This is a genomic window from Paractinoplanes globisporus DSM 43857, assembly GCF_000379645.1.
GTDB lineage: Bacteria > Actinomycetota > Actinomycetes > Mycobacteriales > Micromonosporaceae > Actinoplanes > Actinoplanes globisporus.
On record NZ_KB903312.1, the window covers coordinates 19,206 to 31,300 of the forward strand.

General features: G+C 71.5%; 9 protein-coding genes. 5 read left to right on the forward strand and 4 right to left on the reverse strand.

The features are described from left to right. Nucleotides 1-89: 89 nt before the first annotated feature. Together pyrG and A3CQ_RS0126690 are read left to right on the forward strand one after the other, a co-directional pair. Nucleotides 90-1,778: a CTP synthase gene (pyrG, locus tag A3CQ_RS54105; RefSeq protein WP_040432911.1), complete on the forward strand. Its 1,689-nt coding sequence runs from the start codon at nucleotides 90-92 to the stop codon at nucleotides 1,776-1,778. Next, the gene (locus A3CQ_RS0126690; protein ID WP_020514013.1) at nucleotides 1,775-2,371 is read left to right on the forward strand and encodes an NUDIX domain-containing protein; all 597 of its coding nucleotides are present in this window, start codon (nucleotides 1,775-1,777) and stop codon (nucleotides 2,369-2,371) included. Before pyrG ends, A3CQ_RS0126690 begins: the two co-directional genes overlap by 4 nt. An 18-nt stretch (nucleotides 2,372-2,389) precedes the next feature. Here A3CQ_RS0126690 and A3CQ_RS0126695 read toward each other — a convergent pair whose 3' ends face one another. The 3 genes from A3CQ_RS0126695 to A3CQ_RS0126705 form a co-directional block, all read right to left on the reverse strand. Then, on the reverse strand, nucleotides 2,390-3,049 hold the full coding sequence (locus A3CQ_RS0126695; protein WP_040432967.1) for an NUDIX domain-containing protein: 660 nt from the start codon (nucleotides 3,047-3,049) through the stop codon (nucleotides 2,390-2,392). A 289-nt stretch (nucleotides 3,050-3,338) separates the two neighbouring features. After that, on the reverse strand, nucleotides 3,339-4,547 hold the full coding sequence (locus A3CQ_RS0126700; RefSeq protein ID WP_040432912.1) for a helix-turn-helix domain-containing protein: 1,209 nt from the start codon (nucleotides 4,545-4,547) through the stop codon (nucleotides 3,339-3,341). A 52-nt stretch (nucleotides 4,548-4,599) separates the two neighbouring features. Continuing rightward, nucleotides 4,600-5,385: an alpha/beta fold hydrolase gene (locus tag A3CQ_RS0126705; protein ID WP_040432913.1), complete on the reverse strand. Its 786-nt coding sequence runs from the start codon at nucleotides 5,383-5,385 to the stop codon at nucleotides 4,600-4,602. 110 nt (nucleotides 5,386-5,495) lie between these two features. Here A3CQ_RS0126705 and A3CQ_RS0126710 point away from each other — a divergent pair, with 110 nt between their 5' ends. From A3CQ_RS0126710 to A3CQ_RS0126720, 3 genes are all read left to right on the forward strand, one after another. Further along, nucleotides 5,496-7,022 carry a cellulase family glycosylhydrolase gene (locus A3CQ_RS0126710; protein WP_026206237.1) on the forward strand — a complete coding sequence of 509 codons (1,527 nt, stop codon included), beginning with the start codon at nucleotides 5,496-5,498 and terminating at the stop codon, nucleotides 7,020-7,022. Between the two features lie 125 nt (nucleotides 7,023-7,147). Next, complete coding sequence (locus A3CQ_RS0126715; protein ID WP_020514018.1) at nucleotides 7,148-10,420, forward strand: TIM-barrel domain-containing protein; 3,273 nt, start codon at nucleotides 7,148-7,150, stop codon at nucleotides 10,418-10,420. A gap of 176 nt (nucleotides 10,421-10,596) precedes the next feature. Beyond that, nucleotides 10,597-11,388: an SDR family NAD(P)-dependent oxidoreductase gene (locus A3CQ_RS0126720; RefSeq protein ID WP_020514019.1), complete on the forward strand. Its 792-nt coding sequence runs from the start codon at nucleotides 10,597-10,599 to the stop codon at nucleotides 11,386-11,388. 47 nt (nucleotides 11,389-11,435) lie between these two features. Here A3CQ_RS0126720 and A3CQ_RS0126725 read toward each other — a convergent pair whose 3' ends face one another. Beyond that, entirely contained in the window at nucleotides 11,436-12,035 is a 600-nt protein-coding gene (locus A3CQ_RS0126725) for a TetR/AcrR family transcriptional regulator (RefSeq protein ID WP_211216690.1), read from the reverse strand. Nucleotides 12,036-12,095 lie beyond the last annotated feature (60 nt).

The following is a 12,095-nucleotide window of genomic DNA, read 5'->3' on the forward strand; positions in this document are numbered from 1 at the left end:
CGCTCCCAGGTGTTACGGTGGACTCCCGTGGATGGGGCCTCGAGTCCCGGTCTGCATGTCCGACCACAGACAACCCACGGGAGCGGGCGTTGGCCTCATCAGTGCGCGACACGCGGCACATCTTCGTCACCGGGGGCGTCGCCTCCTCGCTGGGCAAGGGTCTCACCGCCTCGAGCCTCGGCAACCTTCTGACCGCGCGCGGACTGCGGGTCGTCATGCAGAAACTCGACCCCTATCTCAACGTCGATCCCGGCACGATGAACCCGTTCCAGCACGGTGAGGTCTTCGTCACCGAGGACGGCGCCGAGACGGACCTCGACGTCGGTCACTATGAGCGGTTCCTCGACCGGGCGCTCTCGGGCAAGGCGAACGTGACGACCGGGCAGGTCTACTCGACGGTCATCGCGCGCGAGCGGCGCGGCGAGTACCTGGGCGACACCGTGCAGGTCATCCCGCACATCACCAACGAGATCAAGAGCCGGATCTTCGCGATGGCCGACCCGGACGAGTCGGGCCGGGTGCCCGACGTCGTGATCACCGAGGTCGGCGGCACCGTCGGCGACATGGAATCGCTGCCGTTCCTCGAGGCGATCCGCCAGGTGCGCCACGAGGTCGGCCGGGACCACGTCTTCTACCTGCACGTCTCCCTGGTGCCGTACCTCGCGCCGTCCGGCGAGCTGAAGACCAAGCCGACCCAGCACTCGGTGGCGGCGCTGCGCAACATCGGTATCCAGCCGGACGCTCTGATCTGCCGCAGCGACCGGGAGATCCCCGAGAAGCTCAAGCACAAGCTGGCGCTGTACTGCGACGTCGACCGCGAGGCCGTCATCGCCTGCCCGGACGCGCCGAGCATCTACGACATCCCCAAGGTGCTGCACCGGGAGGGCCTCGACGCGTACGTCGTGCGGCGTCTTGGTCTTTCCTTCCGCGACGTCGACTGGTCCACCTGGGACGATCTGCTGCACCGGGTGCACCACCCGAAGCGCACGATCACGATCGCGCTGGTCGGCAAGTACGTCGACCTCCCCGACGCGTACCTGTCGGTGAGCGAGGCGATCCGGGCCGCCGGCTTCGCGAACAATGTCAAGATCCAGATCCGCTGGGTGCCCAGCGACGACTGCGAGACCCTGTCCGGCGCGGCCACCGCTCTGAAGGGCGTGGACGGCATCGTCATCCCGGGCGGGTTCGGCGTTCGCGGGATCGAAGGCAAGATCAATACATCGCGGTACGCCCGGGAGAGCCAGATTCCGATTCTGGGCATCTGCCTCGGCCTGCAATGCATGACCATCGACGCCGCGCGCAACCTCGCGGGGCTGGCCGGAGCGAACTCGCTGGAGTTCGACGAGCGGGCGCCGTACCCGGTGATCTCCACAATGGCCGAGCAGGAGGACATCGTGGCCGGCAAGGGCGACCTGGGCGGCACGATGCGGCTGGGCGCCTACCCGGCCGTCCTGCTCGAGGGCTCGGTGATCGCCGGCGTCTACGGCGACGTGGCCGAGATCTCCGAGCGCCACCGCCACCGGTACGAGGTCAACAACGACTACCGGGAGAAGCTGGCCCAGGCCGGGCTGGTCTTCTCGGGCACCTCGCCGGACGGGCGTCTGGTCGAGTTCATCGAGCTGGACCGCGCGACGCACCCGTACTTCGTGGCGACCCAGGCGCACCCCGAGCTGAAGAGCCGGCCGACGCGCCCGCACCCGCTCTTCGACGGCCTGGTCCAGGCCGCCGTCGTGTACGCGGCCGCGGACGAACTGCCGGTCGAGGTGGACGCGTCGTGACCGCGTTCGCCCATCTCACGGTGTCCGAGGAGCCTCGGTACCAGGGCGCGATCTTCTCGGTCCGCACCGACCAGGTCACCATGTCCAGCGGCCGTACGGTCAGCCGCGACGTGGTGGCGGCCAAGGGCGCGGTCGGCGTGGTGGCGATCGACGACGTCGACCGGGTGGTGCTGATCCGGCAGTACCGGCACGCGGTCGGCGCGGTGCTCTGGGAGCTGCCGGCCGGCCTGCGCGACGTCGACGGCGAGGACCTGGTGGTGGGCGCCGCCCGCGAGCTGGCCGAGGAGACCGACCTGACGGCCGCCCGGTACGACCTGTTGGTCGACCTGCACACGTCGCCCGGCTTCACCGACGAGATCATCCGGATCTTCCTGGCCCGCGACCTCGTGCCGGTGCCCGACGGCGACCGCCACGAGCGCACCGACGAGGAGGCCGACCTCGAGGTCGCCTGGGTCGACCTCGACGAGGCGGTCGCCATGATCTTCCGGGGCGACATCACCAACGCGGCGGCGGTCGGCGGTCTGCTCGCGGCGGCCAAGGCCCGCGACGAGGGCTGGGCGACGCTGCGGCCGGTCGAGTTCCCCGAGCCCTGACGGTTCCTCCCGGTCCCTTCAGAGACTGAAGGGGCCGGTCAGGGCCGCCCATTGCAGCAGCATGATGGTCTTCGCGTCGGCTATGCGGCCGTCGGCGATCTGTTTCAGGGCCTCGTCGAAGGGGAGCTCGACGGCCTCGATGTCCTCGCCCTCCTCGGCCACGCCGCCGCCGGTCGTGATGCGCGTGGCGGGGGAGTAGGGCGCCGCGTAGAAGTGCAGGCGCTCGGTGATCGAGCCCGGGCTCATCCAGGCGCCGAAGACATACTCGAGGGCGCCGACCTCGACGCCCAGTTCCTCGGCGGCCTCCCGGCGAATCGCGTCGGCCGGGTCGTCGTCGTCGAGCAGGCCGGCCGCGGTCTCGACGAACATGCCGTCGGGGTGGCCGTTCACGTAGACCGGATAGCGGAACTGCCGGGTCAGCAAAACCGTGCGCCGGGCCGGGTCGTAGAGCAGGATCGTCGCGCCGTCGCCGCGGTCGTACGTCTCCCGCTGCTCGCGCGTCCAGCGGCCGTCGGCGTGCCGGTAGTCGAAGGTCGTGCGGCGCAGCACGTGCCAGGCCGTGGCGAGCAGCTCGACGTCGCGGATCACGACATCCGGGTTGCCGGCGAGGTCGCGCCCGGCCCGGTCGAGGCCGGTCCGCCCGCGCGCGTCGGGCACGTCGATCCCTGGTGTGGTCACGGCCAAAACCGTACGCGGGCCACGATCGTCACCCACAGCCGGACCTGGCCGCGGCCCTGGTCACCACCCCGCCGGCCTCGCCACCGCGCCGGCCTCGCGACCGCGCCGGCCTCACGACCGCGCCGGCCTCACCGCGCCGGCCTCACCACCGGGTGACCCCTACGAGGCTGCCAAGAAGCGTGCGCTCGCCGCGCGGGCCGCCGAGACCTACGCGCCACGCGAACCCACCGCCGGTCACGGCGCGCCACTGGCCGCACCGCCGCGGGTTTCGCGCCCTCGGGGTGGGCGGTCAGACGTCGAGGCGCATGCGTTCGGCGAAGCCGCGCAGGTCGGCGCCGGCGGAGCGGGTGCGGGCTCGTTCCAGGAGGGTGCGGGTCGCGGCGCGTACCTCGTCGGAGGTGTGGACGTGCTGGGGAGCCAGGCGCTCGGCGGTGAGCAGGAAGCGGATCGCCTCGCGGTCGTTGCCGCCGACGCCGGTCAGGGCGCGGGCCGCGTCGGCGTAGTAGTAGACCTGCCGCTGCGGCGCCGAGATCGCGGCGGGGGTGGCGCGCCGGGCGATCTCGGCGGCCCGGGCCGGGTCGCCCTGGTCGACCTCGATGCTGATGCGCCAGAGGTCCACGTTGGTCGGGCCGAAGTACATGCCCATCGTCGTGGTCTCGCCGGTGCGGCGGGCGAGCTCGGCCGCGTCGGCCAGCCAGCCGCGGCAGTCGTCGAGGCGGTCGCGGCCCAGGCTCGCGTAGGCGCAGACCAGCCGCAACGAGCCGAGAATCTCGGCGCCGCCCGGACGGCCCAGGTGACGGCCGAGGTCGTCGGCGGCCCGCTCGGCGAGGGTGAGCCCGCGCTGGAACGAGCCGCACTCGTTGGCGGCGGTGGCGAGCGCGTATGCCGCGTACCCCTGGAGGACGGGATCGCCGGTGGCGTCGGCCGCTTCCCGGCAGCGCTCGGCGCCCAGCCACGCCTCGGCCGGGTGGCCGAGGTTGCGCAGCAGGGAGGACGCGATGAAGGTGGCGTCGCAGAGCAGCCGTAGGGCCGGGCCGCGGTCGGGGCCGGCGGTCTCGGCGTGCAGGTCGCGCATCAGCCCGGGCAGCAGGCGGGTCGCGCCGGCGTAGTCGCAGGCGTGGTCGAGCGACCGGGCCAGCTCGAGGGTGGCGGCCAGTTCGGCGAACGGCCGTGCGGCGGCCGAGGCCGGCTCGGCCAGGTCTATGTCGACCAGAGCCTGCCGGATGCCGCGCACCCCGGCGAGCGCCGCCGCGGCGGCCCGGTCGGCGGCCGGCACCGGGCCGCCCGCCAGGTCGGCGGGCGAGCACTCCAGCGCCGCCGCGATGTCGGCCAGCATGAACCGGTTGTCCGCCGCCTGCCGCCCCCGTTCGATGCGACTCCAGGTGGCGTGCGAGATCCCGGCGCGGCTGGCCGAATACCGCATGCTCCACCCGCGCAGCAGGCGGCGAGCCCGGATGCGCTCCCCGATGGCAGGGTCGGCCGTCGGACGTGGAGTCATGCCGGAACCGTAACCCGGGTCGCGGATCAGTGTGGTACATGGTTGTACCGCCTCACGAACGGAGGAACTCGGCGACCCGGGCCGGCCAGGTGCGCACGTCGGCGGAGTCGGACGAGACGTGCAGGCGGGCGTCGGGCAGGGTCTTCACCAGGAACTCCGCAGTGGAGACGGGGTGCACCGGATCGGACTCCCAGGCCAGGATCAGCGCCGGATGGGGCAGGGCGGCCAGCGCCTCGGCCGGCGGCAGGTCGGTGAGGGCGGCGCCGCGCAGCACCGACGGCAGCGTCTCGGCGCGCACGTCGGCAACGTACCGATAGGTGGGGACGTCGGCGAGGATCTCGGGGACGCCGAACTGCTGCATGCCGCGGAGCCACGCCTCGCGGCCCTGTCTTTCCACGAAGTCGGCGCCGTCGCGGTACATCTGCCGCGCGCCGGCGCGGGTCTCACCGGTGGTCGGCGGGATCTCGAGGACCAGGCGGCGGAACCGGTCGGGGGAGCGGACGGCGGCGTGCAGCAGCGAGCCGGTGCCCATCGACTGGCCGATCCAGTCGACCGGCTCGCCGCCGCGCACCTCGTCGGCCATCGCGATCAGGTCGTCGGCGAGGCTGTCCCAGGTGTACCGAGAGGGGTCGGGCTCGCCGCCGGACCGGCCGTGGCCGCGGGCGTCATAGCGCAGCAGGCGGCGCTCGGCCAGGAGCGGGGCCAGATCGACGAGGTCGGCCGCGTCCTCGGCGGCGCGGCTGAAGAACAGGCCGTGCGAATAACCGACGAGCGGGCCCTCCCCCCGTACGGCAAAAGCAAGATCGGCACCCGGGCGGGAGAGCAAGGAATCTGCCATGACCGAGACGCTAGACCGGGGGTACGACAGGAATTCCGTGGCTTGACAACGATGTCGGATGGAGCGAATCTGGGAGCGCTCCCAGAATCATCCCCGTCGATTGGCTCACCATGAGACTTCGCTCGTTGTGCCTGGCCGCGGCCGTTGTGCCGGTCGCCGCCGGCGCGCTGGCCGTGACGTTGTCCCCGGCGTCCGCGGCCACCACCGGCTGTTCCGTCACCTACAAGGTCACCGGCTCCTGGCCGGGCGGCTTCCAGGGCGACATCGCGATCACCAACCTCGGTGACGCGGTCAGCTCCTGGTCGCTCGGCTTCGACTTCCCGGACTCGGCGCAGAAGGTCACGCAGGGCTGGGGCGGCAAGTTCAGCCAGTCCGGCGCCCACGTGACCGTCGCCAACGAGACCTGGAACGGCTCGCTCGGCACGAACGCCACCACTTCGGCCGGCTTCATCGGCTCGTCGGGCGGCAGCAACCCGGTGCCGGCCTCCTTCACCCTCAACGGCGTGACCTGCACCGGCGGCACGACCACGACGCCGCCGACGACTCAGCCCACGACGCCACCGACCACCCAGCCGACCACGCCGCCGACGACCCCGCCCACGTCGCAGCCTCCCACCGGGGCCGCGCCGGCGATCAAGGTCTCCGGCAACAAGCTGGTCAACAAGTCCACCGGCGCGACGATCAAGCTGTACGGCGTCAACCGCTCCGGCGGCGAGTTCGCCTGCATCCAGGGCAACGGCTTCTGGGACGGCCCGATGGACCAGGCCTCGATCACCACGATGCGCACCTGGAAGATCCGCGCGGTCCGGGTGCCGCTCAACGAGGAGTGCTGGCTGGGCACCGCCGACGTCCCGGCGGCCTACGGCGGCACCGCGTACCAGAACCAGGTCAAGACGTACGTGAACCTGCTCGTCCAGAACGGGATCACGCCGATCGTCGAGATGCACTGGAGCTACGGCCTCTACACCGGCAACTCCGCCGGCTGCAGCGACGTCAAGGCGACCTGCCAGAAGCCGATGCCCGACGCCCAGTACGCCCCGTCGTTCTGGACCGGCGTCGCCAACGCGTTCAAGGGCAACGACGCGGTCGTCCTCGACCTGTTCAACGAGCCCTACCCGGAGCGGGCCACCGGCGACGACACGTCGGGCTGGAAGTGCTGGCGCGACGGCGGCACCTGCACCGGCATCGGCTACCAGGTCGCCGGCTTCCAGTCGCTGGTCACGACGGTCCGCAACACCGGCGCCACGAACGTCATCATGATCGGCGGGCTCGCGTACTCGAACAACATGAGCCAATGGCTGACCTACAAGCCCACCGACCCGCAGAACAACCTGGCCGCGTTCGCGCACATCTACAACTTCAACACCTGCGCGAACACGTCCTGCTGGGACAGTCAGATCGGCACCACCGCACAGACCGTCCCGGTCACGCTCACCGAGATCGGCGAGAACGACTGCGCCCACGGGTTCGTCGACGGGCTCATGAACTGGGCCGACTCGCACAGCATCGGGTACCTCGGCTGGACCTGGAACACCTGGGACTGCTCGAGCGGCCCCTCGCTGATCAGCGACTACAACGGCACGGCCACCAACTACGGCCAAGGCCTCAAGAGTCGCCTGGCGACGGTCTCCAACTGACTGCGCCCGAATGCCCGGGTCCACACGGACCCGGGCGTTCGGCCCATATTGACGCCGCGCTATTGACTCTCCCCCAGGGGAAGGCTCCACTGTCATTCGGGAACCAACCCGATCGGGGGTTCGTGATGGTCAAGCGTGTCGCCGTCTTCCTGGCGGTCCTGCTCGGCTTCGGAGTGGCACCGGCCGCCGCGCTCGCCGCGCCGCCGGCCGCTCAGATCCAGGGCCAGACCGTGCGCTCCGGTCACCTGCGCGTCCAAGTGCTGAGCCCCACGCTGCTGCGCCTGGAGTATTCGGAGGCCGACGCCTTCGAGGACCGCCCGACGTTCAACGCGATCGACCGCTCACCGGGCTACACCTGGTTCCGGGCGAGCACGGCCGCCGGCGAGCTGCGGGTCGACACCGGCGCGGTCACTCTCCACTACCGCCTCGACAGCGGCCCGGTAACGGACGCGAACACGACGCTCGACCTCACCGTCGCCGGCCGCCGGGTCAGCGTGCACCCCGCGTTCGGCACCCCGGTCCGCGACGACACGCTCGGCGGGTGGTACCGGGGTCTCGACTACTACGCCGGCCAGGCCGGCCCGGTCGACCAGCTCACCCTGCACCCCGGCATGCTCAACCGCGGCGGGTGGTACCTGCTGGACGACACCGCCACCGCGCTGCGCACCGGCGACGACTGGCTCACCGCGCGCCCCGCGCACTCGGGTTACTACCAGGACGGCTACCTCTTCGGGTACGGCCACGACTACCAGCGCGGGCTGTCCGACCTGCGTACGCTCACCGGCCCCTCGCTGCTCCCGCCGGAATGGGCCTTCGGCACGTGGTTCTCGAAGTACCAGGCGTACAGCACCGCCGACTACCGCACCCAGCTGCTGCCCGCCTTCAAGCAGCACAACGTGCCCCTCGACTCGCTGGTCATCGACACCGACTGGAAGGCGCCGAACTCCTGGGCCGGGTGGAACTGGAACTCGAGCCTCTTCCCCGACCCCGACGCGTTCCTGGCCGAGCTGAAACAGCAGGGCATCAACGCCACGCTGAACGTCCACGCCGCGATCAGTGGCGACGACCCCCGCTTCGCGGCCGCGCAGGCGATCGCGAAAGACAAGCTGGCCCCCGCCACCAGCAGCTTCGCGCCGAACCCGTACCGGTTCGACTGGGGCGACGCCGACCAGGCGGCCGCCTTCGAGTCGCTGCACGACCCGTTCGAGGCGCAGGGCGTCCGGCAGTGGTGGCTCGACTACTGCTGCGACGACAGCGTGGTGAGCACGCCCGGCGTCACCGCCGACAGCTGGGTCAACGAGCTGTACAAGCGCGACGGCGACGCCCGCGGCCAGCGCGGCTTCTCGCTGTCGCGGATCGGGTCGTCCTTCCCGGCCTACACGGTGCCCGGCGGCTCCGGCCCGTGGGCCGAGCACCGCAGCACCGTGCACTTCACCGGCGACACCCGGCCCGACTTCGCGACGCTCGCGTTCGCGGCCAAGATGACCCCGGCCGAGGGCGCCAGCATCGGCGAGCCGTACGTCAGCCACGACATCGGCAGCTTCGCCGGCAAGCACCTGCCCGACGACCTCTATCTGCGCTGGGTGCAGCTGGGCGCGTTCCAGCCGATCCTGCGGCTGCACTCCGACCACGGCGACCGGCTCCCCTGGGAGTACTCGGACGCGGTCAGCGGCTCGACCGCCGACTTCCTGCGCCTGCGCGAGTCGCTGGTGCCCTATCTGTACACGGCGGCGCGGGAGAGCTACGACACCGGCGTGCCGATGGCCCGGGCGCTCTACCTCCAATGGCCCGAGCTGAACGAGGCGTACCAACACGACACGCAATACCTGCTGGGCGACGACCTGCTCGTCGCGCCGGTCACCACGCCCGGGCTGAGCACCACCACCTCGGTGTGGTTCCCGCCCGGCACCTGGACCGACTTCTTCACCGGCGCGACCTTCCGCGGGCCGGCCACGCGCACGGTCGGCGCCACCCCCGACCACATGCCCGTCTACGTGCGGGCCGGCGGCATCGTGGCCCAGGCCCAGGGCACGGCGAACGTGGCCGGGCAGCCGAAGGACCGGCTGACGCTCACGGCCTACCCGCACGCGGACGGCTACACGAGCGTCTACCAGGACGCCGGTGACGGCCTCGGCTACAAGCTGGGGCAGTACCAGCGAATCCCGGTCCGGTACGACGAGGGCCGCACGTCCTCGCTGACCGTCGGGCCGGTCTACGGGAGCTACCCGGGCGCTCCGGCCGCGCGCAGCTACAGCGTCGCCTTCGCCGGGGTGAGCCGTCCGCACACGGTCACCGTCGGCGGGCGCCGCGCCTCGTTCACCTACGACGCCAAGAAACACCTGCTCACGGTGGCCGTTCCGGCGACGGCGAGCGGCCGGTCGGTGACCGTCACGCACGACGGCGACCAGCTCACCGTGGCGCAGCAGCCCGCCGTCGACGTTACCTTCGAGGCGCCCGACGGCCTGCAGTCCGGCGCCACCAGCCGCCTGGTGACGACCGTGCGCAACGCCGGGCCGGGCACGATCCGCAACCTCGCCGCGAGCGTCGCGACACCGGCCGGCTGGGTGATCGAGCCGCGGACGAGCACGACGAAGTCCTCGCTGGCGGCCGGCGCGACGTTCACCGTGACCTACGACGTGACGCCCGCCGGCGATTCGCCCCGTACGGCCAATGTGATCGCGCGGGTCGCCTACAAGAACCCGGACGGCACGGCGACCAGCGTGCCCGCGGCACTCACCGTGCCCGTCCGCCCGGTCGCGGTCACCTTCCGCGTGCTCGCGCCGCCGGGCACGCCGGCCGACGCCACCCTCTACGTGCCCGGGAACATCGATCAGCTCGGGCCGTGGGACCCCGGCAAGGTCGCGATGACCAACCGCGGCAACGGTATCTGGGAGGCCACGGTCAGCGTGCTGGACGGCACCGACATCCAGTACAAGTACACCCGCGGCACGTGGGAGACCGTGGAGGACTGGGGCTCGATCGTGGGCACCACCAACCGCGACGTGGTCGTCGACGGCGGCATCACCCAGACCATGGTGGTCGACGACACGTCCACCCAGTGGGGCGTGCCCGGCGTGCCCGACAACCACCTGGCCGTCCAGTACTGGCGCGACCCGCTCGTCGTCTCCACCAGCGCCACTGCCACCGCGGTCACCGTGAACTTCGAGCGCGACGTCCAGCCCACCGGCGCCGACTTCACCGGCTCGGTCGAGGTGAGTGGCGTCTTCGGCACCGTCGGCGGCACGGTCACCGAGACCTCGCCGGGCGTGCTGGTCTGGACCCCGTCCGAGCCCCTGCCCCCGGGCAGCTACACCGGCATGGTCGCCAACGTCAGCAGCACCGGGGCGGGAAGTGTGCCGATCCGGGAGCCCTACGCGTTCGCCTTCACCGTCTCGTAGGCACCCGCGGTTCAGTCGAGCCGCGGGTGGTGGGGTCCGGGCTTCCCTGCGTCGCCCAGCCCGCGGTGGTCGACGGCGTCCGCGAATGGTCCTCGCATCCCGCGAAGCAAATGTTAGGGATCGTTCCCTTGCAATGCTACGGTGTTGTTCGATCGGGCGAACAACAGGGGGAACAGATGGATCTTCAGCTGGCCGGCAAGACCGCCGTCGTCACCGGCGGCAGCAAGGGCATCGGCCTGGCGGTCGTGCGGGACCTGCTTGCCGAGGGGATGCGGGTCGTGACCGGGTCCCGGACGATCACGGCCGAGCTCGGGGCGACAGCGGCCGTGCCCGTCACCGTCGACCTCGCCACCCCGGAGGGCGCCACCGAGCTCGCCACCCGGGCGCTGGCCGAGCTCGGCGGCGTCGATGTGCTCGTCAACAACGTCGGCATCGGTGACGCGGACAAGCTCGCCGACGCCGCCGTGAAGAGCCTGGCGGACCTGCCCGACAGCGACTGGCAGGACGTCTTCGACCTGCACTTCTACAGCGCGCTGCGGGTCACCCGCGCACTGCTGCCCAGCCTGGTCGAGCGGCACGGCGTCGTCGTCAACGTTTCCTCGGCCGGTGCGCGCCTGGTCAGTGCCGGTCCCGCGCACTACAACGTGTCGAAGGCGGCTCTGAATGCCCTGACCAAGGTGATCGCCGAGCAGTACGGCGGCCGGGGCGTCCGGGCCGTGACCGTGGCGCCGGGTGGGGTGAGCACCGGTTTGTGGACGGATCCCGACGGCTTCATCGGGCAGCTCGCCCGGCGCCAGGGGGTCGCGCACGAGACCTTCTCGGCGCAGTTGCAGGGCGCGCTCGGTGCCTCGACCGGCCGGCTCACGACGCCGGACGAGGTGGCCCGGCTCATCACGTTCGTCGCCTCGCCGAACAACATCACCGGCGCGGAATATCTCATCGACGGAGGCATCATCAAGAACGTCTGATCGCCGTGGCCGGGCCGACGGCGCCGCCCGGACTTGTCCGCGTGTGCCTACAGGTCCCGGCTGTCGAGCAGCACCTCGGCGAGGCGGCCGGCGTGCAGCGCGGGCTCCGCGCTACGGAGACGCTGCGCGGAGGCAAGCGCTCCGTCGTAGATCACCATCAGCTGGCCCGCCAAGCCGCCGGGGTCGTCGACGCCGGCGTCCGCCAGCAGCCCGGCGAACCGATCGTGCAACCAATCCTTGGCCGCCACGGCGTTGCGATGGGGCGCGGATTCCGCGTCGGGATATTCGGCCAGCGTCATCTGGCAGGCGCAGCCCCGGTAGACGGCCGGTGCGAGCCGCGGTCGCAGCCCGGCGAAGACGGCGAGGATCGCTGACCGGGGAGTGCCGTCCGACGCCGCGATCGCCGCGTCGATCCATTCGCGGGTGAGCAGGTCGGCGCGCTCGACGTAGGCGGCGACCAGGTCGTCCTTGTCGGCGAAGGAACGGTAGAGCGTGGTCGGGGCGATGTCCGCCGCCCGGGCGACCTTGTCGACCCCGGTGTTGTGCAGGCCGTCCCAGTAGAAGAGCCGATCGGCCACGTCGAGGATGTGCGCACGGGTCTCCGCCGCGCTTCGTCGTGGGCGTCGCTCGCCGGCCGTTCCGGGCATGAAGCCATGGTACCCGCCGATGTTAGGGAGCGTGCCCCAACAAACGGGGAGGGGCGGCAG